This is a genomic window from Staphylococcus ureilyticus, from assembly GCF_025558845.1.
In the GTDB taxonomy this organism is placed as follows: Bacteria; Bacillota; Bacilli; order Staphylococcales; family Staphylococcaceae; genus Staphylococcus; species Staphylococcus ureilyticus.
On record NZ_CP094825.1, the window covers coordinates 2,283,073 to 2,305,898 of the forward strand.

Genomic DNA, 22,826 nt, shown 5'->3' on the forward strand with positions numbered 1-22,826 from the left:
ACAATTTTTATTAAATAATAAACGCATAATCAAAGTTCATCCTTTTTCATTATACTTAGTTTGTACATTTAATTAAACCGCATGCCTCAGTGGTTACTTATTTTTGTACACGCATACTATTGCCTGCGAATAACATAATCCATGTAGCAATAATAAACGGTAAGGTAAATACAGGTAATCCAAATGGTGTTAGCAATGTAATCATGCCTGCATGTATAACCACTGTTAGTAAAACACCCAGTACAATACTCATATACCTTGGAATTCTAGTTTTAAATGCCACGCCTAACGCTAAAACTGTAAGAATGACATTATAACCAAATAAACCGTCATTAATCTGATCATGATTTGCACCGAGTATTGTAACTGCTACAAAGCCAATAACATTAGCAATCATTGCGTAGCATCCTGCTTTTCTGGAAGCAATAAAAATTCCAATTAAAATGAATGTACCTGCCAAAACACTTTTCAATAAAAAAACTTCACTAAAACCTGATAAAAAGGCACTGATAAAATCGATTTGATGTCCCGAAAATGTAATTTCTTTGACTGTGTTAGGCAATATCTTTACATCTGCATTTACAAATTTGAATTGGAAAGACATCAATAAAACGACCCAGCTTACAAACACATATGGCATCGTTAACATTGGTACACCAAAAGGTTTGAAAAATTCCCTGAATGCAGATCCTAATGGCATTGTTATGACTATTGCAACTAAGACTATCAATAGGCTGTACCATTCAGGTACTAAAAATAACGTTAATGCAATTGCTGTCAATACTGGATTGAACCCTGCTAAACCACTATTAATCTCTTCCTCTGAATAATTCGTATGTTTAGCTAATAATAACGATATTAAACTAGCAATAAGTGCCATTAAACCGACTTTCAAACTACCTACAAATAGGCCTATTAAGATAAATAAACCTGTCCATGCATTGTTCAACAACAAAACCTGCGCGATATTTTTTAATAATATTTGAATCGCATTCACAATGTCACCTGATTTCTATAAAATTTACGTTATTTATCTTATATCATACAACCTATAATTAAAAGTCTTTCAAATTTTACTGAATTTGTTATTTTTGCATTTTTCACTAATGTGTAATTCTTGTAGTTAGCCTAGCAACCCCTTATTATAAAAATGTAGAAACTTATACATGAGTGTTGTTTTCAACAGTTTTGGAAAGGGAGTGAAAAACGTGCATTTTACACAACGTGAGCAAGATAAATTAATGTTAGTCATTGCATCCGATTTAGCACGTAGACGTCAACAAAGAGGATTAAAGTTAAACTATCCTGAAGCAGCTGCTATCATTAGTTTTGAATTATTAGAAGGCGCACGCGATGGGAAATCAGTAGCAGAGCTCATGAGTTATGGAAAACAAATATTAAGTGAAGATGATGTCATGGAAGGTGTTGCAGATATGTTAACTGATTTAGAAATTGAAGCAACATTCCCTGATGGTACAAAATTAATTACTGTCCATCATCCGATAGTCTAAAGGAGGATACTAGATGAAACCAGGTGAAATTATTGTTAAGCGTACAGAAATCGATGTTAACAAAGGGCTTCATGCCACAGTCATCACAGTAAAAAATACAGGTGATCGGCCTATACAAGTTGGTTCTCACTTTCACTTTTACGAAGTGAATCCTGCTTTAGATTTCAATCGTGATCACGCATATGGCAAACGTTTAGATATACCCGCAGGTGCTGCAGTTCGTTTTGAGCCAGGTGATGAAAAAGAAATTCAATTAGTAGAATATAAAGGGAAACGTAATATTTATGGTTTCCATGGCAAAGTAAATGGTCCAATAGACGAAACCCGTGTAGTTAAACCTGATGATTATACTAAAGACTCAGAAATTATCGATGAAGCTAATTTATCTGAAGGTAATGCTAATAAAGAAAGTGGGTATAAAAAATGAGCTTTAAAATGACGCAATCTCAATATACAAGTCTTTATGGCCCAACGATTGGTGATTCAGTTAGACTCGGTGATACAAACTTATTCGCCAAAGTCGAAAAAGATTTTGCTACGTATGGTGACGAAGCTACTTTCGGTGGCGGTAAGTCCATCCGAGACGGTATGGCTCAAAACCCTAACGTAACAAGAGACGATAAAAAAGTTGCAGATTTAGTGATTACTAATGCGTTAATCTTAGATTATGACAAAGTAATCAAAGCAGATATCGGTGTGAAAAATGGTTATATTATGAAAATTGGTAAAGCAGGCAACCCTGATATTATGGATAATGTTGATATTGTTATTGGAGCAACAACTGATGTTATTGCTGCAGAAGGTAAAATCATAACTGCGGGTGCCATTGATACACACGTTCACTTCATTAACCCAGAACAATCACTCGTTGCACTAGAAAGTGGTACAACGACATTGATTGGCGGAGGTACAGGTGCTTCTGAAGGCTCAAAAGCAACAACCGTTACACCAGGTCCTTGGTATATTCATCGCATGTTAGAAGCGGCAGAACAAATTCCATTAAACGTTGGCTTTACTGGAAAAGGACAAGCCGTTAATCATACGGCTCTCGTAGAACAAATACATGCGGGTGCCATTGGCCTTAAAGTCCATGAAGACTGGGGTGCAACACCGTCTGCCTTAGATCATGCTCTACAAGTCGCAGACGACTATGACATTCAAGTAGCCTTACACGCAGATACTTTAAATGAAGCCGGCTTTATGGAAGAAACAATGGCTGCAGTTAAAGACCGTGTGTTACACATGTACCATACAGAAGGCGCTGGTGGCGGGCACGCACCTGACTTGATTAAGTCAGCTTCATACTCAAATATTTTACCATCATCCACTAACCCTACGTTGCCTTACACACACAATACCATCGATGAACATTTAGACATGGTTATGATCACACACCATCTTAACGCTTCCATCCCTGAAGATGTCGCTTTTGCTGACTCACGTATTCGTAAAGAAACGATTGCTGCAGAAGACGTATTACAAGACTTAGGGGTATTTAGTATGGTTAGTTCAGACTCTCAAGCTATGGGACGTGTGGGTGAAGTAATTACACGTACATGGCAAGTGGCTCATCGCATGAAAGAACAGCGTGGCGCACTTGAAGGAGACGGTGAATATAACGATAATAATCGAATCAAACGTTATATTGCGAAGTACACAATTAATCCTGCAATCACGCATGGTATTTCAGAATATGTTGGGTCTATTGATGAAGGTAAACTTGCAGACATTATTATGTGGGAACCAGCGTTCTTTGGTGTTAAACCTGATGTAGTACTTAAAGGTGGTATGATTAGTACTGCTATTAACGGTGATGCTAATGGTTCTATCCCAATTTCTGAGCCTTTAAAATATCGTAATATGTATGGTCAATTAGGTGGTAACATGCAAAGTACATCAATCACTTTTGTTTCATCAACTGCTTACGAAAACGATATCGGCAGAACATTGGGGTTAAATCGTAAATTAAGACCTGTTAAAAACATTCGTAATTTAACTAAAGCAGATATGAAAAATAATAACGCTATGCCTGATTTAGATGTAGATCCGCAAACTTATGAAGTATTTGTCGATGGTGAAAAAATAACAAGTGAACCAGCTACTGAATTACCATTAACGCAACGTTATTTCTTATTCTAGGAGGATAAAATATGATCATCGAAGAAATTAAAGGTAATATCGCAAATCTTTCGCAAGATGAAAAAAATAAACATGTTGAAAAAGTTTACCTTGAAAATTCTGACTTAGTTAAACGTATTCAACGTGTAACTACAGATCATGGTAATGAAATTGGTATTCGTTTAAAACAACCAATTGATTTACAATATGGCGATATCTTGTATCAAGACGATACCAATATGATTATTATTGATGTCAATTCGGAAGATCTTTTAGTGATCAAGCCACGTACCTTACAAGAAATGGGCGATATCGCGCATCAATTAGGTAATAGACACTTACCTGCTCAATTTACAGAAACAGAAATGCTTGTACAATATGACTATTTAGTAGAATCATTGCTGAAAGATCTCGGCATACCTTATAGTCACGAAGACCGAAAAGTAAACCAAGCATTCAGACATATAGGTCATTCTCATGATTAATCACGCATATTTACGCCTATTTCAATTTTGTGATTCTCAATTTCCGACTGGTGCTTTTAGCCACTCATTCGGACTTGAAACATATATTCAGCGAGATATTGTTCATGATGAAGCATCATTTAAACAATGGCTTGAATTGTTCTTAACTGAACAACTTTCGTTTGCTGATGGTTTAACGATGCGTCTCGTCTATGATGCACTCAATCATCAGAACACAGAAAAAATCTTGTATTTAGATAAAATACTTTTTGTACAAAACCTATCTAAAGAAACCAGACAAGGTTCAAAACAAATGGGTAACCGCATGGTCAAATTAGCAGCAGAACTTTATGATAGTGAATGGTTAAAGTGGTATCAAACGCAAAACAAAAATAAAAATGCAAAATTGCATCCTGCGATTTGTTTTACGATGCTCGGTCACCATTTGGGTGTCGATATTGAAATGATTATCGATTACTATTTATACCAAAATGTTTCGAGTTTAACACAAAACGCCGTTCGTGCAATTCCTTTAGGACAAACTGCTGGTCAAAGAATCGTGCATGATATGATTCCTTTCATGAAAGAAACAAGAGATCATATTATGACGTTAGACAAGTCACAATTAGGTATCACTGCACCCGGATTAGAAATCAACCAGATGGAACATGAAAACGTAAACGTAAGAATATTTATATCTTAGGAGGGCATTTAAAATGAAAGAGACAGTTAAGATAGGTGTCGGTGGCCCTGTAGGTGCAGGGAAAACACAACTTATCGAAAAATTAGTAAAACAATTATCTAAAGAATTTAGTATCGGAGTCATTACTAACGATATTTATACAAAAGAAGATGAAAAGATTTTAGTTAATTCCGGTGTGTTACCTGCAGACCGCATTATCGGTGTCGAAACAGGAGGCTGCCCACATACAGCAATTCGTGAAGATGCTTCAATGAACTTTGCTGCAATCGATGAATTAAAAGAGCGCAATGACGATATCGATTTAATCTTTATCGAATCTGGCGGTGACAACCTTGCTGCGACCTTCAGCCCAGAGTTAGTCGATTTTTCTATTTATATTATCGACGTTGCCCAAGGGGAAAAAATTCCTCGTAAAGGCGGACAAGGCATGATTAAATCTGATTTCTTTGTAATTAACAAAACCGATTTAGCTCCATATGTTGGTGCTTCATTAGAACGTATGGCCGAAGATACAGAAACATTCCGAGGCAAAAGACCATTTGCATTTACTAATCTTAAAACAGATGAAGGCTTAGATAAGGTTATCGAATGGATAGATCAAGACGTCTTTCTTAAAGGTTTAGCTTAATGGACGATGCACAGCAAAAATGGACTGGCATATTAGATTTAACCATTTTTAATAATGGTAGAAAATCTGTAGCGCGTAATATCTTTTTTGAAAAAGCATTAAAAGTCATACGCCCAGTCTACTTAAACGGCTCAGATATACCTACATTTTATATTGTAAATGTAGGCGGTGGTTATTTAGATGGTGACCGTTACAAGATGGATTTTACAGCAGAAGAAAATGCACATGTGACGCTAACTTCACAAGGTGCGACAAAAATTTATAAAACATTAAATAATCATGTCGAACAATATCAAAATTTTACCATTAAAGATAATGGTTATATTGAATATGTCGGCGATCCTATTATTGCATTTGAAAACGCTAAATTTTTCCAACAAAATACGTTTAATTTGAGTGCAAGCGGTTCACTGTTCTATACAGATATACTGACACCTGGTTATTCAAAAGAAGACAAAGCCTTCACATACACATATATGCATCTGCTTAATGAAATTTATGTTGATAATGAACTCGTAACTTTTGATAATTTGTTACTTGATCCAACTAAAAATAAGGTTGATGGCCTAGGATATATGGAAGACTATACACATTTAGGCTCATGTTATTTCATACATCCTGAAGTAAATCAATCCTTTATTGATGATGTATATGATCACATCAAGCATTATCAAAAAGTATATAATTGCCGTTTTGGCATTACTCAAATACCGACACACGGTTTTAGTATTCGAATATTAGCAAATAAAACGCAAATCATCGAGCGTATTTTAAATGCAGTTCAAACGTATGTTGTACATCAAATCTTTGATAGAGAAGTCAATTTCTTAAGAAAATATTAATTTTCATTGTGCCAAATATCAAACAACCACCTTCACGTCAAAAATAATAAGACTTACAAATTAACTTATACAAAAGAGAACTAATCCATACAAAAGATGGATTAGTTCTCTTTTTATACAACATATTGATTTTGACCGTGCCTGACTGAGGCTATCATTTATATCATCAGAGCCAGTCAGTTTCTGCTAATTTAACAATCAGAGGCTGAGACAAAGTGCTCCGTTCTAGCCTCCTCTATTGCACATCTAAAATTTTGTGTTTGAGTCAGCTATTTGTGATAGCTTATCAACACGTAATGCTTAAATAGCTTTTTTACCATTCATTTAAACTATATTTAGCAACCATACGATACTAATTACTAACAAGATAATTGTCGCAATGTAAATCGCTAGCTTTTGTCCTTTTTTTAATGATTTTTCTTCATGTGTAAACAAGCTAAATAATGATCCATCTTTCCCCATCAGCAGTGCAATAGAATAAATCAATAATATAATCGCTATTATCAGTAACAACAATGCCACATAAACCATTTGCGATTGGCTCCTTTCGGATTTCAATAGTTATCATTTCTTATACGTACCTGCTAGCTTAACATTTAAACTATAAAAATATATACCTATTTTCATATGATATTTTACAAATCTTGCAATGATTTACCTTGTTTTTTTATTCGTCTCACCTTAAATGGTGCATAAATTAATACGATTATAATAATGATTCCCATATAACCAATTACTGGATAGAAAAATGTCATTAAATCTGTAAAACCTGCAAAACTAATTGCAAAACCGATTAAAGTGAATATCGTATAAAATATTTTAAATTGTTTCGTTTCAATTTCAGTGAAACGTGTAGCTAATGAGTAAAACATACCTAGGCATGTGTTAAAAATCATTAAATAAATAACAATTGACATGAATACGCCTAATATAGGTGAAATATCATTGACTAATCCTAACATTGGTAACGGCAAGTGACCAACTGTTTCAATCTTAGAAAAAATTGCCAAATGGCTGATCATAATCATTAAACCTAATACTATACCGCCAACTAAACCACCCCATGCCGCTACTTTACTATTTTTCTCATTGCCTCCCATGACAATTGACATTGATGCACCTAACCCTACATTAAGTGAGACATAATTCACACCTGCGATAAACCAATGTGGAACAGCTGAGGTATGACTTTTAGCCAATGTATCCAATTCGCTAAATGAACCTGACATCGTAAATAAACAATATATCGCAACGATAACAATACAGATAATCAATAGCGGCGTAATGTTACCAATCACTTTTACAACGTTATCCACACGTAACATTCCAAATACAAGTACTAATATAACCATAAGAGCGGTACCGTACACAGCTGGTATGCCAAATTGTTGTTCAAAATTCGAACCTCCACCTGCAAGCATAACGACACCAAATCCAAATAAGGCAATAATGAGCACAATGTCTACTAACCATGCAATCACTTTGCCAAACATTGTACCACCAGTCAATTTATGTATCACGTCGTTATGTCCTTCAGCTTTAAATATACTACCTAGCCAAACTAACATCATACCTACGTAAGCGAATAACACGGTAGAAACAATTCCCGCGAGTATACCTAACGTTCCAAAGCTAGTAAAATACTGTAGTATTTCTTGACCTGAGGCAAACCCTGCACCCACGATGATACCAATGAATGCACTACCTATTAAAAATATCCTTTTCATATAAATCCCCTTCGTTAAAGTTACATTAAAGTTCAATTATAAACATTTACAAATGTCTATAACACTACTTTGCTCGCTTGCATCTTTGATCTTGATATAGGATGAACGAGCTTAAAATATGTTTGTGGTTTTCACAGAACCTTAAGTCTGTACCCGTTTTTCCTAGTCACCCAAACCTTTGTTACCTACCGATTTCTGTTTAAATTCAAAATTTTTATATCTTTTATTTTAAATTTATAAATACTGATATAAACTTAAAACATTCAAAATGCAAGCGTTTACATTTTTTATAATAACTTACTTACATTTGTTTATCAATGGTCGCATTTTTAATAATTAATGCTGAATTATGCTTAGATTCAATCAAAATACTAACTTAAACTGTTTAATGTTGTTACAATAATATAGGTTACTATTAATTTTTACTCGAGGAGTGATTTTGTGGCAGAGGAATACATTTATAAAAACACCGTGCAACCATCTTGGATAGATAATAATAACCATATGCATGATGCACAATATTATTCCACTTTCAGTGATGTTGTCGTTGGCTTTTTTGAATCAGTCGACTTATATGTTTCTTATCGACAAACACATGAAATTACCATTTTTAGTTTGGAGGCACATATTTCATTTTTAAAAGAACTTGTGTTAGATGATGCCTTTTATGTTAAAGTACATATTTATGATTATGATGCGAAAAGAGTACATTTATTCCTGACAATGTATAATGACAATGATGAGCGTATTGCTACATATGAAGTTATCATGATAGGTGTTAGTAAAGTTACACGTCGGAGCATGGCGTTCCCTCAACCTATACTAGAGAAAATACAAGCAGCTTTTAATATGCAAACGCCGTTTAATCCGCCATCACAACTAGGACACGTTATTGGTATACCTAGAAAATAAAAAAAGAAAAGTAGAACGGAGATGCTAACTTCCATTTCTGTTCTACTTTCTTTATTTTAAATAAGCTATTATATTGTTAGGCTTTAAACATGTAGTAAAGACTTTCTTTTGTATAAAGTAAATGTTTTTCATACGCTTCGTCACATTGATAATTCAAATCAATTAAACAACTTATATTTAAATTGATTGTTTGAGCAATTAAACTACGTACAAAAAACTCCGCTTCGACATCTCGCATTTCACCACAACGTATCATCTTATTGATTATCGGCTTTAAATGAGCAACTAAACGCTTATTAAATATTTCTAATAAAACTGATTGAAATGTTTTACTTGTCATAGCCTCATTAAAGAATATCTTTATCAGCATTCTATTTTCATAAATAAATTGAGAACGATTGTCCACAAATGTATTTATAAATATTTCCAAGTTGCTTGCACGATTCAATTCACTTAAGAATTCTTCTGCTACAGTTGGCGCTATATTATCTTTTATGATAGGCACTAAACCTGCATATAGCAATGCTTCTTTATTTTTAAACTGTTTGTATACTGTACCTTCAGCAACACCTGCCCGCTTCGCAATATCACTTGTACTTGTTTGATTATAGCCTTTTTCACTAAAGAGTACGAGGGCACTTTCAATCACTGAACGTTGCTTTTCAGTTAAATGTTCTAACTTAGGTACAATTTCTTCCACAATATCTTTAATATTTCGATTCATTTTTGATACCACCTATATTTAAACTTTTCTATAACGCTTCATTCCTAAAATATTCAATATCAAGAGCACTACAAAAATACCAAATAATATACATAAATTGATATAAATATCTTGTATACCAAATCCTTTAATCATGACATCTTGCATAGCTTGCCCCGTATAGAATAGTGGCATCAAATGTGCAAAGTATTGCAACCCCATATTCATCGACGATATTGGTATTAATCCTGCAAATAGCACTTGCGGTACAATTACAAGTGGTATAAATTGGATCATTTGAAATTCTGATGATGCAAAAGTAGACAGCAGTATACCAAAAGTTAAAGCTACGAGGGCCGTTAATACCGTTGTAGCTAAGACAAGCCAAATCGAACCTGCAACAGCTATATTTAACACATATATGGCATATATAACTACTACAAAGGTTTGTATCACGCTAAAAATACCATAACCCATTATATAACCATAAATAATATGACTGCGCTTAATTGGTGAAGACAACAACCGTTCCAACGTCCCTGAAGTTCTCTCTTTTAATAAACCGATGCCAGAAATTAAAAAAGTGAAGAAGAATACGAAAAATCCTATTAAAATGGGATTAATTGTATCAAAATATGTAGCATCTTTATCCCCATATAAATAATGTGTATTAACTTTTGTTGGCTTGCTGATATTTTGCTGATTATCAGTCATGCTTTGACCTGTATTAGCATTATCAGGCATTTGCGATTGAACTTCTTCAAGTGCCTTTTTTAATGATTCTGTATTTTCTTTCATTTGATTCATATTATGATTGGTTAACCATTTTTGGTTTGTAGAAGCCATGATGCTCTTATCAGTTGGATTATCATTAGCAAAAGTGACTTCTAACTCATTATTTTGCATATACATAAAACCAGTCAATTGATCTTCTTTTATTTTATCATCTATATTTTTATGGTCCTTAAAATTTTCTATCGTAATATCTTGTGATTGTAATTCATCCTTCAGTGATGCAGGAATATCATGAACGCCTACTTTCACACCATTCGAGTTATCTGAAACTGTAAATATATAATACAGTAACGTTAATATTAGCAAAGGTGCTACTAGTAATAACATTAACGTACGTATGTCTCTGATTGTTTGTTTGAAAATTCGTTTAGTAATATAAAATGCATTCATATTTAGTCCTCCATTTTCAAAAACACATCTTCAATTGATTCAGCTTGATATTGCGTTTTAATTTCTTGTGGTGATCCTATTGCAATAATTTCACCATGATTCATAAGTAATAGTCTGTCACAACGTGTTGCTTCATCTAATACGTGAGTTGTGACTAGAATACTTTTCCCTTCTTTTTTGGCTGCATCCAAATCCCTCCATACCGCTTGTCTAAGTTTAGGATCAATTCCAACAGTTGGTTCATCTAGTATCAATATTTGTGGATCTTGTAGAAAACTAATAGCCAAAGACAACCTACGTTTCATGCCGCCAGAATAGGTAGATACCTTTTTATCTAATGCTTCTTGAAGTTTTACCATATCACTACAAATTTCCACGCGTTTTTTGATGTCTTTTCTTTTTTTTATATATATACTTCCAAAAAATTCTAGGTTTTCTCTCCCCGTCAAATCTGTGTAAAGTGCATCACTTTGAGCCATATATCCAATGTCACCTAAAATTTTTCTATTGGGCATTTCAACTCCATTTATCGTTACCCAACCTACATCAATACGTTCCATTCCTAACATGCATTGGATTAGCGTTGTTTTTCCAGTTCCAGACGGACCAATTAATCCAACGATTTCACCTTTTTCAAAAGCAACATTTATATCTTCTAATACTTGTTTATTACTAAAAGATTTACTTAAATTATTCACTTCAATCATTTCTACACCCCACTTCACAAATAGTGAGTACACACTCACTTTGTTGTTATATTACACTTCTAAATATAAAATGTCAAAATCATAATATGTTGATATTACTTTGACATTTTGCTATTTAGCTGTTAACTTTAAATAGAACGGTCATTCTACTAAGAAGAAAGTGTGAGACGATTGTCACAAAAGCGACAAGATATATTATCAACTGCTGAAAGGTTATTTTATGAATATGGGTTTCGTGGTATCGGCTTAAAGCAAATTATACAAGAAGCCAATGTAGCTACGATGACTTTATATAATCATTTTGAATCTAAAGACAATTTAGTTGAGGCGGTGTTAAAACAACGTGAATCTAGATATTGGCATTATTTAGACACTTATGTTGAAAAACAACCACACCAACCTTTTATTTCTGCAGTCAAAGCACATTGTCAGTGGCTTAATGATCATTCTTATAAGGGTGATATGTTTATGAGGGCTATCGAAGATTATGCGAATACAGATAACGAAATTGAAAATATTGCTAGAGGACATAAACAAAAGTTGTTAAATTACTTAGAGCAATTGGCAAATAATGCTGGTATCGTCAATGGATTGGATTTGGCAATTCAATTCACACTATTACTTGAAGGTACAACCTCAATGACAGCATTACTAGGTTCAAAAAAAGCTACATCGCACGCCATAACTATGGCTGATTTATTACTTAACGAAGCACACAAAGAAATTTAATTCTTAAACGAGCATGAGCATCTTACTTTATATACTCATCTCGTATTTTTTTAAAATTAAAATAGAATGAACATTCTATCTACTAAAGGAGAAATTTATAGTGAAATTTTCTAAACTTGTATTTCCTGGTATAGCTATGATAGCAACAACCTATGGTTTAGGACGTTTTAGTTTTGGTTTGTTTTTACCCGAAGTAACCACTGATTTACATTTATCTGCATCACAATCAGGGATTATTTCCTCATTATTTTATTTATCCTATTGTTTTACAATTATCTTTTCAACATTACAAACTGATAAAATTGGCCCTAAACGTATGATTATATTAGCAGGAATCTCTGTACTAATAGGTTTATTAGGGATAGGCATTTCAACAAGCGCAATCGTTTTATCTATCGGTGTCATCTTTGCCGGTGCGAGTACTGGACTCATCTCACCTCCATATGGCTACACCATTTCTTTATGGATTAAAGTGCATGAACAAGGAAAAGCCAATACTTGGATTAATTCTGGCACAAGTATTGGCCTTATGTTTACGGGTATAACAGCCATGTTCACTTTTATAGATTGGCGACAAACTTATTTTATCTATGCGATATTGGCACTTATCGTTTTACTTTGGAACTATCTCATCATTCCATCATTAAAGCAAAATATTAAAATTCATACAGGTTCATTTAACATTCGTGATATTTCAGCTAGTACACGTATCACGACTGCTTCTATATTATTAGGTGTATCTACTGCAACCTTTTGGACATTTTCCAAATCATTTGTTCAAAATACTGGTAATTATTCTGATATTGCACTTTCACTCTTCTGGATTTTGATAGGATTATTCGGCATGATAGGTGGCATATCAGGTGCAATTATTGATAAACGCGGACTTCGTTATGCATTTAATTTAGGTGTTATAGCACTTGCCATCGCAACAATCGCCCTTGCTTTCACACCCAAAATTTGGATTATTCCCTTTGTATCTGCTGCACTATTTGGTATGAGTTATATATTCTTAACTGGCGTACTTTTAGTTTGGGGAATTAAAATATTTGTTAAAAATGCCTCTTTAGGTATAGGCATACCCTTCTTAATGTTGGCTATTGGACAAGTGATTGGATCTACTTTTGCAGGATTATTTATAGATACGTTTAATTTTATGTTTACATTTATGATATACGGTTTAATTGGTTTTATTCCCCTATTTATTTATCCTAAAGTTGAAGCTCTCGAGAGCAAATTACCAGAAGGAGATTACAGTCAGCTACAACAGCAAAACGCCGAAGTTTTAAATCATGAAAATATGGATGATACACACGATCAATATGCGCATGATCAACATTACTAATATATAAAATTGCCTAGGAGATAATGATCCTAATCGAATGAACAGACTTGGCCTATAAAGTTCCCCATGAATATTGTTACATATTAATATTCGTGGGGACATATTATTGTTATAAATATAAAATTAATCCTTACTTTCTTAGTAAGGATACTTGAAAATAAAAAAATGCTCTTGTATAGTGATAATTATCAGAAAATTCAAATATATAGGAGGGACAATGTATGTCTCAAAATCATTGGCATTTAGATACTTTATCGATTCATGCGGGTCAAGAGGTAGACGCATTCTCAAAATCACGAGCAGTACCGATTTATCAGACCTCAAGTTACGTGTTCGATGATACAGAACACGCAAGAAAACTTTTTTCACTAGAAGAACCCGGAAACATTTACACCAGAATTATGAATCCTACACAAAACGTTTTTGAAGAACGCATTGCTGCACTTGAAGGTGGTGTCGGTGCACTAGCCACATCTTCTGGACAAGCTGCAATTCACTTAGCCTTATTAAATATTGTTGAAAGCGGCGATGAAATTGTAGCATCTTCAAATCTTTATGGTGGTACCTACAACTTATTTAATGTCACTTTCAAAAAACTAGGCATTAAAGTACACTTTGTGGATCCAAGTAATCCCGAAAATTTCAAAGCAGCCTTAACGGATAAAACCAAAGCAGTTTATGCCGAAACAATTGGTAATCCTAGAATAGACGTCTTAGATATTGAAAAAGTTGCTCATATTGCGCATGACCACGAGATACCTTTAATTGTTGATAACACTTTCCCAACTCCGTATTTATTACGCCCATTTGAGTATGGCGCTGATATTGTGATACACTCAGCCACAAAATTTATAGGAGGCCATGGGACTTCCATTGGTGGCATCATCGTCGATAGTGGTAAATTTAATTGGGATAATGGAAAGTTCCCTGGTTTAGTCGAACCGGATCCAAGTTATCATGGTGTTTCATATGCAAATGATGTAGGCGAAGCTGCTTATATTACAAAAGCACGCGTACAATTATTACGTGATCTTGGTTCTGCTGTTTCACCGTTTAATGTACATGAATTTCTACTTGGCTTAGAAACGTTACATCTTCGTTTAGAACGTCATTCAGAAAATGCACTTAAAGTCGCACAGTTTCTTGAAGAACATCCTAAAGTTTCTTGGGTGAATTACCCTGGCTTGGAAAGTAATGCATATCATAATCTTGCTAAAAAATATTTACCTAATGGCCAAGGCGCAATTTTAACCTTTGGTGTGGATGGTTCAGTTGAAGATATTGCCAAATTTGTTGAATCTTTAAATTTATTCTCACATTTAGCAAATGTAGGCGATTCAAAATCATTAGTTATTCATCCTGCTAGTACGACTCATTTACAACTTTCACCTGAAGAACAACAATCATCTGGTGTCTTACCAGAATTAGTAAGATTATCAATTGGTACTGAAAATATTGATGATATTATTTCAGATCTTGAACAAGGCTTACAAATATTATAAAAACGTCTGCATGTCTTTAAGTCATTTGATAAAAATCTAATTCATTCAAAATGATTATGACGGTCTGCAATAGAATGGCTAAAACTTGAGCGAACAAGCTTACATTAAGTCCCACTGACTCAAATCATTTGAGAAGTGGGACTTTAATTGCTAATTAAATGTTAAAGGCTGAAACGATAACGTCTAATCATTACTTTAGACATCTCGCAATGTAACCGCAGACAACCCGAAGGCTAACGTCAGCAATGCATATTGTTTATTCTTTTTTACTTTAGTAAATTCTTTTTGAAATTACATAATAATATTGGGATAATAATGATAATTATTTATCAAGTCGGAGGTACGCTTTTGGATAACTACAAAGATAAAGTTACGATGAATGTGATATTACTTGCTGGTAAAATTTTATTGTCATCTGGCGCTGAGGTTTCTCGTGTTGAAGATACAATGAGACGAATCGCCATTTGTATGGGTTATTATAATAGCCAAGGATATGTCATTAATGTATTTATCAATTTTTCATTAAGTGAAGAACACGATACTCGAATTTTGCGTATTGATAAAAACAGTACTAATTTACTTAAAATATTTCAAGTCAATAATATTTCCCGTAAACTTACAGACAATCAACTTGCTATAGAAGAAGCTTTTGAAGCGCTGAAAAATATTGATAGATCCAATTTAAGTATTCCACTATGGAAAAAAGTGATTGCGGCAGGTATTATATCGTTAAGTTTTTTATACTTACAAGGCGGTACTTGGTCTGATGCAATTACTACAATTATTGCTGGTGCTATAGGATTTTTAATCGTTGAGTATATGCAAAGTAAATCACTCACCATGTTTATACCTGAATTTGTAGGTTCATTTATCTTGGGTACGACTGTTATATTTGGTTCAGAACTGTTTCAAGTCAATCAATCTTTCGGACCAGCTATGATTGCCTCCGTTATGCCAATTGTACCTGGTGTACTAATAACGACTGCGATACAAGATTTATTTAGTAGACACATGTTAATGTTTACAGCAAAATTTTTAGAAGCACTCGTCATTGCCTTCGCAATTGGCTCAGGTATTGCGATTGCTTACTTAATTTTTTAGGAGGTCACATAATGACAATTTTATTTACTTTTTTATGTAGCTTTAGCGCATCATACTTTTTTAATGTGATTTACGATGCCCCTAAAAAATTATTTTTTCCAGCTGGGTTTGCTGGCTCAATGGGCTATTTTGTCAGCTACATTTTAGAACAATCCTTCGAAATGGATAGTATATATTCTAGCTTGCTTGGTAGTTTAACATTAGGTTTGCTTGCCCATATTATGAGTCGTATTTTCAAAGCGCCCGTTGTACTTTTTATGATTCCTGGCATCATTCCACTTGTCCCAGGTAGTATTGCTTTTAGAGCGACACAGCAATTGGTGACTTTAAATTTCACAGATGCAACCAATACCTTTATACGAGCGATTTTAATTGCAGGTTCAATTGCATTAGGATTATTACTTTCTGACCAACTATCTAAAACATTAAACATAAGAAAATATATTTTGATTAAGCGCAACAGACTATAAATCAACTTAAGCATTTTAGACATCAAAAGATAGCGAGCATCTGAAATTTCCATTAAATCATTTCAGATGCTCGCTATCTTTATGAATGTGCAAACTGTTTTTATTGTTCATTTACATAATAAAGACCAGTAAGCACATTTTCTGCCAAATTACTTACTTTAATATGAAATGGTTTGTTTTGAATCAAATGGTGCTTTTGCGCATACGCTTCAATGTGTGCTTTATATGGTAATGCACTTTGTGTAACACCACCACCAAGAATAATATGATATACATTAAAGATATTAAATAAATTCGTACATAGTTGTTGTGTTAGTAACACTACTTCATTCATCATACGACTGATATTTTCATTGTCATTATTCATGTAGATGTCGATTGCTTCTCTAGTACTCACCACTTTTTGTAAAATATCACTTGCTTTACGACTGATCGCTAAACCTGACAGTTCATTTTCAACACATCCAAATTGGTGACACACCGGACATTGATAATCGCTATTATTTTTTATGATAGTATGACCAATTTCTCCAAAATTACCATCAATGCCAGTAACGAGTTGACCATTTCTTATATATGCCATACCAATACCTGTGCTAATTGTTAAGTATATGACATCTTCTACATCTGAATTTAAATATTGATATTCCGCTAATATCGCTGCATCAGTATCATTTACAAAATGTGGTTGAAATGCACTTTGCGCCTTTATAAAATCACCAGCATTAAAGCCTACATATTTCTGTAAATTAGGAGGATTCAAAAACAATCCTTCAGTATAATCACAAGGTCCTGGCATCGCGATATTCAATGTACTTTGCGCTACATTATTATATTTTTTGCTGAATTCATTTGCTATATTAATAATTTTTGTAAATTCTGCTTCCGGGTGATCTACATCCGTCTCGAATTTTTGACTGTCAATCACTGATAAGTCTTGGTCTATAACCCCTACAATGGTTTTCGTGCCACCTATATCTGCGCAAATTTTAAGCATATCCATACACCTCATCACTCATATTATTACTTCAATTTTGGATAAAAAGAGGTGTAGGTTAAATGAATCTGCCTTAACGCAAATCCATGCCCTCACCTCTTAAACATTATACATAACTTATAATCATTGTCATATCACCGTTAAATGCTATGTTTTTATCTTCTGTCGTTAATATAAAATGTATTCCTTTTTCTATTTTATAAACTTCATCATTCGTTTCTACATTACCATTACCCTCAACTATGGATACAAGACAATATGCGCTTGGTTTTTCATAATTTAATGCACCATTGATCATCCAGCGTTCGACCGTGAAGAAATCATTTGAAACAAATTGCGTATATGTTTGCCCTTGTCTCACCTCGTGTTTGGGTGTTGTATTGGGCGAAGTCGCAGCAAGATTAATCACAGCTTTACTCTGCGCTAAATGTAGTTCACGTTGGTTACCTTTGTTGTCAGTGCGCTCATAATCATAGATTCTGTATGTTGTATCGGAAGATTGTTGTGTTTCTAATATTAAAATACCTTCTCCGATAGCATGTACTGTACCAGCAGGCACATAGAAAAAATCTCCCGCCTTCACTTTAACTTTATGAAATAACTTATCAAATTGTTGTTGATCTATCATATCATTCAGTTCATCTTGATTTTCAGCGTTTACACCGTAAATAATTTCAGCATCTTCTTGTGCGTCTAATATATACCAACACTCTGTTTTACCGTATTCACCCTCATACTTTTGGGCATAGTCATTATCTGGATGGACTTGTACTGATAATTTATCTTTTGCATCTAAAATTTTAGTTAGCAATGGAAATTTAACATCACCTGAAACACCAAAAAGTGCTTTATCCTCATTCCACACTTCTTCTAAAGTTTTACCTTGATGCCTTCCATTTTCTATTGTATTTGTACCATTTGGATGCGCCGAAATCGCCCAACATTCTCCTGTATAATCACTTGGAATATCATAATTAAATGTTTTTAGAGCTGTTCCACCCCATATCCGTTCTTGAAATACAGGTTTTAAAAATAATGGCATTGCATGATACCTCCATTTAAATATCTTTTAATATATTATAAATCTGCTTACTATTTGTTGCATTTATTAAATTTTGCCTAGTTTCATCATCCATCAATGTTCTTGATAATCTTTGTAATAATTTGAGATGTGTGTCACTGCTATCACTTGGTACAGTAATTAAGAATATCAATTGAGGTAACGTTCCATCTAAACTTTCCCATTTCACGCCGTGCTTATTATTCATGACTGCTACGATAGGTGCTTTAACCGCATCCGATTTTGCATGAGGAATGGCTACGTTCATTCCAATCGCTGTCGTTGATTCCATCTCTCTCTTTAAGACATCGGATTTTAATTGTGATTGATCTGTAATATACCCTTGTTCATTTAAATTTTCTATTAACTGGTCTATTGCTTCATCTCTAGATAAAGTTTGTTTTGAAATATGAATGACTTGTTCACTAAATACACTTTGTTCTTCTAATGCTTGATTATCCATCGTTGAAACACTATTTTTTTCTGTTTCTATCTCATTTTCTGATTGATCCATACCCATTTCAATATTATTCGTATCAACTGCAAGTGATGGCGTTTGTCTTCTTAAAATTAAAATCACACTCATTGTAACGATACTACCAATGATTACTGCAATAAAAAACCACAATATTTGATCAATTCCGCCTAGCACTGCAACTATTGGGCCTCCGTGTGCAACTCTGTCACCTACACCACCAATTGCAGCAATAACGGCAGCTACCATCGCACCAATCATATTAGATGGTATAATTCTAAACGGATCTTGTGCAGCAAATGGTATAGCACCTTCCGTAATACCGAACAATCCCATGGTAAATGATGCTTTGCCCATTTCAATTTCACCTTTATTAAACTTACGTTTATTGATAAATGTAGCCAATCCTAAACCAATAGGAGGTGTACATACTGCAACTGCAACCATTCCCATAACAGCATAGTTACCCTCCGCGATTAATGCTGAACCAAATAAAAATGCTACTTTGTTTACTGGTCCACCCATATCAAAAGCAATCATAGCACCAACTATTAATGCTAAAATAATAATATTTGTCCCTTGCATACTCTTTAACCAAGTTGTTAAACCTTCAAAAATACTCGCAATTGGTGCGCCAATCAAGAAGATAAAAATTAATCCTACAATCAATGAAGAGATGATTGGAATAATAATGATTGGCATAATAGGTGCCATCGCTTTAGGTACTTTAATATTTTTTATCCATTTTGCAATATAACCTGCGATAAATCCTGCAACAATACCACCTAAAAACCCAGCGCCTGCATCACTACCATAAAAGCTACCGTCAGCTGCGATTGCGCCTCCGATCATACCAGGTACCAAACCAGGTTTATCTGCAATACTCACTGCAATATACCCAGCCAATATTGGAACCATAAAACTAAATGCTAGAGAACCAATATTTTCAATTGATTTCCAAAAAGAATCATCTGGTATAACTAAACCTTTTGATGTAGCCTCACCACCTAATGTTAGAGCAATGGCCATCAATAATCCACCAACTACAATGAAAGGTACCATAAATGATACACCATTCATTAAATGTTGATAGACCATTTGCATCCCACTTTTTTGCTCTTGATCATCATCTTTTTGATTTGTATCCCCATTACGATCATGATGAATATGTCCGTCTTTATCAATGATACGTTGAATTAATTCTTTTGGTTTATGAATGCCTTCACGAACACTTTCATTTATAATTAATTTACCATCAAAACGTGACAAATCTACTTGCCTATCGGCTGCAATGATAATGCCATCCGCTTCTTTAATTTCTTTTGATGTTAAAACATTTTCTGCCCCTACACCACCTTGAGTTTCTACTTTTATATTGACGCCCATTTCTTGAGCAGCTTGTTCTAACTTTTCTTGTGCCATATATGTATGCGCTATACCATTTGGGCACGATGTAATCGCTAATATTTTCATCATTTCATCCTCCTCACATTCAATTGTAAACGCTTTCTAACATTGATAAAAAAACATAATTGCCGTTGATAACGGCAATTATGTTTTGATGAGTTTAATCATATACTGTTTTAGATGTTGTGCATCCATAGTCATAAGTTGATCGACATCATACTCGTTTAATCCAGCTATCACATGTATGATTTTCTTCATTGCTGAGGTATCAGAATTTGCGATGGCTAAAAAGAACACTAATTTAACTTTATTTTGTTTCCATAGTAAGCCATGAGGGCATTTAAATATAATAACATGTGAACGCAACACTTTCGCAGGATCACCATGTGGCATACTAATACCATTCCCTATATATGTTGAAGCAAATTTTTCACGTTCCAATGCACTCTTCATATAACTTTCCGTAATAGCATGTTGTTTCATCAGCATTGACTGTGCGTTTTCAAAAACATGGGTTGCAGTTTCCTCATCTGTCATCGTTTGAACATCAAATTGAATTGCAGATATTTCATCCTGTTTCAACACAGGGTTTCTTTTATTATTGATAAATGATTTAATTTGATTTATATCATTATCCGAAAGCAAAGGGGATACCTCTATCACGTGTAATGTATTTGGTAAATCAGCAGTGTCAATGGGATGCGTGGTAATCAACATATCAATATTTGAAAAATTGTAATGAGACAGTCTCTCTAATTTTAAAGTATCAACAATATTTATATGACTATCTAGATTCGCAATTTTCACTTCCAACAAACTTGATATTCCTAAACCATAATAACAGGTTATCACAATGTTAACTTCGTCTTTTTTATTACGATCAATAGATGATTGAAAATGTAATGCTAAAAAAGCAATTTCATCTTCTACTAAGCTTAAATTTGAATCTTTAGCCAAGTATTTTACAGTTTCGTACAATGCATTAAAAACAAAAGGATAGTATTTTTTGATCTCATCCGTTAATGGATTATTGATATATACATTTTTAGCGATACGCAAATACGCTCTGCTAAAATGTACTTGAATGTTTTCACGCAAAATATTGTCTTGGGTAAAATTGATACCAACTATTTTTTCCATTTGATGAATCATGCGCGCTACATAGCTTTCAACAAAAAAGGTTTCTATACCCAAATCATATTTATTAAAGTAATAACTAATGAAAAAAGAAAATAACTTAGCTGTATCTTTCGATAATCCATAAGCTAATTTATGGTTGATATCTTCTATACACTGCATCGCTATTTCTTCAGCCTCTTCATTTATCACCCATGAATCTTCACTTATCTTTTCCCTTTTTATAATAATGACTAAATGAATGAGTAATTGTTGAATACGCATATCAGAAGTAAAAATATAATGTTGTGCTAATCTGTTTTTAATAATATGACATATGGTTTTGATGTGCGCTTGAGGTATTTCATTAAGTATCAAACCCTCTACTGTCTTTTCATTATTAGACAATTGATTTAAATGTAATATCGCATTCCTTATATTCATTTCATTACCAGTTATGGTAACACCTTTTTTCTTAACGACCTCAACGTTAATATCAAATGATGCACACCAAGCCTTTATTCTATTTATATAATCATTAGCTTCTGCTTTCGTTACCATAAATGCTGATTCTATTTGATCAATGGTAGTGGGTTTCTGATACATTAATAATTCATATCCAATTTTCATTAACTTTTCATTTTCTTTTGTTAAATACGAATGTATCAATGTCTCTAATTCTGTCTCATCATAATGGTCATGATTGAGTTTATATCCTTTCCCTTTAACACTTCTAATCAAGCGATTTATAATTTCACCATTAATGTATTGTATATCATTTCTCACTGTTCTATTGGAAATATTTAAATAATTAGCTATTTCATCTGCGCTTAGGTAATGATTACTGTTGTTCAACAATAACCTAATGAGTTTAGCATGTCTCATCAACATGATTGCACCGCGCTTTCTAATCGTTTAATTTTTTATTAAATTCAATATTAATATTTAAATACATTGTAGCCATACCTTCATATTAAAGCAAGCAGTCACACTATGATACTTCTGACATAATGATGAAACAAAAATATGAGTACAAAATAAAAAAGTGGCAATTTCTATATAAAATCTAGAAATCGCCATTTTTTATGCTATGTGATACTTATGTTTCTCACTCTATATTAAAT

Annotated in this window: 23 protein-coding genes; 13 read left to right on the plus strand and 10 right to left on the minus strand. The window is 33.6% G+C overall.

Annotation, left to right across the window (positions count from 1 at the left end; translation table 11 throughout):
* Positions 1 to 97: 97 nt before the first annotated feature.
* The gene (gene yut, locus MUA21_RS11310) at positions 98 to 997 is read right to left on the minus strand and encodes an urea transporter (protein WP_262561296.1); all 900 of its coding nucleotides are present in this window, start codon (positions 995 to 997) and stop codon (positions 98 to 100) included.
* A 211-nt stretch (positions 998 to 1,208) separates the two neighbouring features.
* On the opposite strand from yut, the gene MUA21_RS11315 reads away from it, so the two are divergent.
* Genes MUA21_RS11315 through MUA21_RS11345 form a run of 7 tightly spaced genes read left to right on the plus strand, consistent with a single transcriptional unit; the run spans position 1,209 to position 6,266 of the window.
* Positions 1,209 to 1,511, plus strand: a complete 303-nt coding sequence (locus MUA21_RS11315) for an urease subunit gamma (protein ID WP_046206693.1) — start codon at positions 1,209 to 1,211, stop codon at positions 1,509 to 1,511.
* A gap of 13 nt (positions 1,512 to 1,524) precedes the next feature.
* Positions 1,525 to 1,938, plus strand: coding sequence for an urease subunit beta (locus MUA21_RS11320; protein ID WP_262561298.1), 414 nt, complete (start codon positions 1,525 to 1,527; stop codon positions 1,936 to 1,938).
* Positions 1,935 to 3,650 (plus strand): urease subunit alpha, encoded by a 1,716-nt coding sequence (ureC, locus tag MUA21_RS11325; protein WP_262561299.1) that lies wholly within the window; start codon positions 1,935 to 1,937, stop codon positions 3,648 to 3,650. The genes MUA21_RS11320 and ureC overlap by 4 nt, the downstream gene beginning before the upstream one ends.
* A gap of 11 nt (positions 3,651 to 3,661) precedes the next feature.
* On the plus strand, positions 3,662 to 4,114 hold the full coding sequence (gene ureE, locus MUA21_RS11330) for an urease accessory protein UreE (protein ID WP_096808326.1): 453 nt from the start codon (positions 3,662 to 3,664) through the stop codon (positions 4,112 to 4,114).
* Entirely contained in the window at positions 4,107 to 4,796 is a 690-nt protein-coding gene (locus tag MUA21_RS11335; RefSeq protein ID WP_262561301.1) for an urease accessory protein UreF, read from the plus strand. The genes ureE and MUA21_RS11335 overlap by 8 nt, the downstream gene beginning before the upstream one ends.
* A 13-nt stretch (positions 4,797 to 4,809) precedes the next feature.
* Positions 4,810 to 5,424: an urease accessory protein UreG gene (ureG, locus tag MUA21_RS11340; protein ID WP_262561302.1), complete on the plus strand. Its 615-nt coding sequence runs from the start codon at positions 4,810 to 4,812 to the stop codon at positions 5,422 to 5,424.
* The gene (locus MUA21_RS11345) at positions 5,424 to 6,266 is read left to right on the plus strand and encodes an urease accessory protein UreD (RefSeq protein ID WP_262561303.1); all 843 of its coding nucleotides are present in this window, start codon (positions 5,424 to 5,426) and stop codon (positions 6,264 to 6,266) included. The genes ureG and MUA21_RS11345 overlap by 1 nt, the downstream gene beginning before the upstream one ends.
* A gap of 324 nt (positions 6,267 to 6,590) precedes the next feature.
* On the opposite strand, the gene MUA21_RS11350 is transcribed toward MUA21_RS11345, so the two are convergent.
* Both MUA21_RS11350 and MUA21_RS11355 read right to left on the minus strand, forming a co-directional pair.
* Positions 6,591 to 6,797 carry a hypothetical protein gene (locus tag MUA21_RS11350; RefSeq protein ID WP_046206686.1) on the minus strand — a complete coding sequence of 69 codons (207 nt, stop codon included), beginning with the start codon at positions 6,795 to 6,797 and terminating at the stop codon, positions 6,591 to 6,593.
* Between the two features lie 104 nt (positions 6,798 to 6,901).
* A complete protein-coding gene (locus tag MUA21_RS11355; RefSeq protein ID WP_107525298.1) occupies positions 6,902 to 7,993 on the minus strand; it encodes a YkvI family membrane protein in 1,092 nt (363 codons plus the stop codon).
* Positions 7,994 to 8,434: 441 nt separating this feature from the next.
* On the opposite strand from MUA21_RS11355, the gene MUA21_RS11360 reads away from it, so the two are divergent.
* The gene (locus MUA21_RS11360; protein WP_262561304.1) at positions 8,435 to 8,905 is read left to right on the plus strand and encodes a thioesterase family protein; all 471 of its coding nucleotides are present in this window, start codon (positions 8,435 to 8,437) and stop codon (positions 8,903 to 8,905) included.
* Positions 8,906 to 8,981: 76 nt separating this feature from the next.
* Here the strand turns inward: MUA21_RS11360 and MUA21_RS11365 are convergent, their stop codons facing one another.
* The 3 genes from MUA21_RS11365 to MUA21_RS11375 are packed head-to-tail and all read right to left on the minus strand — an operon-like array spanning position 8,982 to position 11,500.
* Positions 8,982 to 9,629: a TetR/AcrR family transcriptional regulator gene (locus MUA21_RS11365; protein WP_046206683.1), complete on the minus strand. Its 648-nt coding sequence runs from the start codon at positions 9,627 to 9,629 to the stop codon at positions 8,982 to 8,984.
* A gap of 18 nt (positions 9,630 to 9,647) precedes the next feature.
* Positions 9,648 to 10,793 (minus strand): ABC transporter permease, encoded by a 1,146-nt coding sequence (locus MUA21_RS11370; protein WP_145381125.1) that lies wholly within the window; start codon positions 10,791 to 10,793, stop codon positions 9,648 to 9,650.
* Between the two features lie 2 nt (positions 10,794 to 10,795).
* The gene (locus MUA21_RS11375) at positions 10,796 to 11,500 is read right to left on the minus strand and encodes an ABC transporter ATP-binding protein (protein WP_107525301.1); all 705 of its coding nucleotides are present in this window, start codon (positions 11,498 to 11,500) and stop codon (positions 10,796 to 10,798) included.
* A gap of 171 nt (positions 11,501 to 11,671) precedes the next feature.
* Here MUA21_RS11375 and MUA21_RS11380 point away from each other — a divergent pair, with 171 nt between their 5' ends.
* The 5 genes from MUA21_RS11380 to MUA21_RS11400 all read left to right on the plus strand — a co-directional run bounded on the left by MUA21_RS11380 (position 11,672) and on the right by MUA21_RS11400 (position 16,647).
* Positions 11,672 to 12,229, plus strand: a complete 558-nt coding sequence (locus tag MUA21_RS11380) for a TetR/AcrR family transcriptional regulator (protein WP_019468982.1) — start codon at positions 11,672 to 11,674, stop codon at positions 12,227 to 12,229.
* A gap of 100 nt (positions 12,230 to 12,329) precedes the next feature.
* Entirely contained in the window at positions 12,330 to 13,574 is a 1,245-nt protein-coding gene (locus MUA21_RS11385) for an MFS transporter (RefSeq protein ID WP_046206679.1), read from the plus strand.
* A 221-nt stretch (positions 13,575 to 13,795) separates the two neighbouring features.
* Positions 13,796 to 15,076 (plus strand): homocysteine synthase, encoded by a 1,281-nt coding sequence (locus MUA21_RS11390; RefSeq protein ID WP_107525302.1) that lies wholly within the window; start codon positions 13,796 to 13,798, stop codon positions 15,074 to 15,076.
* A gap of 348 nt (positions 15,077 to 15,424) precedes the next feature.
* Positions 15,425 to 16,177, plus strand: coding sequence for a threonine/serine exporter family protein (locus MUA21_RS11395; protein WP_064209204.1), 753 nt, complete (start codon positions 15,425 to 15,427; stop codon positions 16,175 to 16,177).
* An 11-nt stretch (positions 16,178 to 16,188) separates the two neighbouring features.
* Entirely contained in the window at positions 16,189 to 16,647 is a 459-nt protein-coding gene (locus MUA21_RS11400) for a threonine/serine exporter family protein (protein WP_046206676.1), read from the plus strand.
* A gap of 100 nt (positions 16,648 to 16,747) precedes the next feature.
* On the opposite strand, the gene MUA21_RS11405 is transcribed toward MUA21_RS11400, so the two are convergent.
* The 4 genes from MUA21_RS11405 to MUA21_RS11420 form a co-directional block, all read right to left on the minus strand.
* Entirely contained in the window at positions 16,748 to 17,644 is an 897-nt protein-coding gene (locus MUA21_RS11405) for an ROK family protein (protein WP_107525303.1), read from the minus strand.
* 106 nt (positions 17,645 to 17,750) lie between these two features.
* Entirely contained in the window at positions 17,751 to 18,686 is a 936-nt protein-coding gene (gene manA / locus MUA21_RS11410; protein WP_046206674.1) for a mannose-6-phosphate isomerase, class I, read from the minus strand.
* A gap of 16 nt (positions 18,687 to 18,702) precedes the next feature.
* Positions 18,703 to 20,652 (minus strand): PTS fructose transporter subunit IIABC, encoded by a 1,950-nt coding sequence (locus MUA21_RS11415; RefSeq protein WP_262562258.1) that lies wholly within the window; start codon positions 20,650 to 20,652, stop codon positions 18,703 to 18,705.
* Between the two features lie 78 nt (positions 20,653 to 20,730).
* Entirely contained in the window at positions 20,731 to 22,593 is a 1,863-nt protein-coding gene (locus MUA21_RS11420; protein ID WP_262561306.1) for a BglG family transcription antiterminator, read from the minus strand.
* Between the last annotated feature and the right edge of the window lie 233 nt (positions 22,594 to 22,826).

What these genes read in the sequence shown, in the direction of transcription:
- MUA21_RS11320 (WP_262561298.1), top strand. Translation starts at nt 1,525, where the DNA reads ATGAAACCAGGTGAAATTATTGTTAAGCGTACAGAAATCGATGTTAAC.
- ureC (WP_262561299.1), top strand. Translation starts at nt 1,935, where the DNA reads ATGAGCTTTAAAATGACGCAATCTCAATATACAAGTCTTTATGGCCCA.
- ureE (WP_096808326.1), top strand. Translation starts at nt 3,662, where the DNA reads ATGATCATCGAAGAAATTAAAGGTAATATCGCAAATCTTTCGCAAGAT.
- MUA21_RS11335 (WP_262561301.1), top strand. Translation starts at nt 4,107, where the DNA reads ATGATTAATCACGCATATTTACGCCTATTTCAATTTTGTGATTCTCAA.
- ureG (WP_262561302.1), top strand. Translation starts at nt 4,810, where the DNA reads ATGAAAGAGACAGTTAAGATAGGTGTCGGTGGCCCTGTAGGTGCAGGG.
- MUA21_RS11345 (WP_262561303.1), top strand. Translation starts at nt 5,424, where the DNA reads ATGGACGATGCACAGCAAAAATGGACTGGCATATTAGATTTAACCATT.
- MUA21_RS11350 (WP_046206686.1), bottom strand. Translation starts at nt 6,797, where the DNA reads ATGGTTTATGTGGCATTGTTGTTACTGATAATAGCGATTATATTATTG.
- MUA21_RS11355 (WP_107525298.1), bottom strand. Translation starts at nt 7,993, where the DNA reads ATGAAAAGGATATTTTTAATAGGTAGTGCATTCATTGGTATCATCGTG.
- MUA21_RS11365 (WP_046206683.1), bottom strand. Translation starts at nt 9,629, where the DNA reads ATGAATCGAAATATTAAAGATATTGTGGAAGAAATTGTACCTAAGTTA.
- MUA21_RS11370 (WP_145381125.1), bottom strand. Translation starts at nt 10,793, where the DNA reads ATGAATGCATTTTATATTACTAAACGAATTTTCAAACAAACAATCAGA.
- MUA21_RS11375 (WP_107525301.1), bottom strand. Translation starts at nt 11,500, where the DNA reads ATGATTGAAGTGAATAATTTAAGTAAATCTTTTAGTAATAAACAAGTA.
- MUA21_RS11390 (WP_107525302.1), top strand. Translation starts at nt 13,796, where the DNA reads ATGTCTCAAAATCATTGGCATTTAGATACTTTATCGATTCATGCGGGT.
- MUA21_RS11400 (WP_046206676.1), top strand. Translation starts at nt 16,189, where the DNA reads ATGACAATTTTATTTACTTTTTTATGTAGCTTTAGCGCATCATACTTT.
- MUA21_RS11405 (WP_107525303.1), bottom strand. Translation starts at nt 17,644, where the DNA reads ATGCTTAAAATTTGCGCAGATATAGGTGGCACGAAAACCATTGTAGGG.
- manA (WP_046206674.1), bottom strand. Translation starts at nt 18,686, where the DNA reads ATGCCATTATTTTTAAAACCTGTATTTCAAGAACGGATATGGGGTGGA.
- MUA21_RS11415 (WP_262562258.1), bottom strand. Translation starts at nt 20,652, where the DNA reads ATGAAAATATTAGCGATTACATCGTGCCCAAATGGTATAGCGCATACA.
- MUA21_RS11420 (WP_262561306.1), bottom strand. Translation starts at nt 22,593, where the DNA reads ATGTTGATGAGACATGCTAAACTCATTAGGTTATTGTTGAACAACAGT.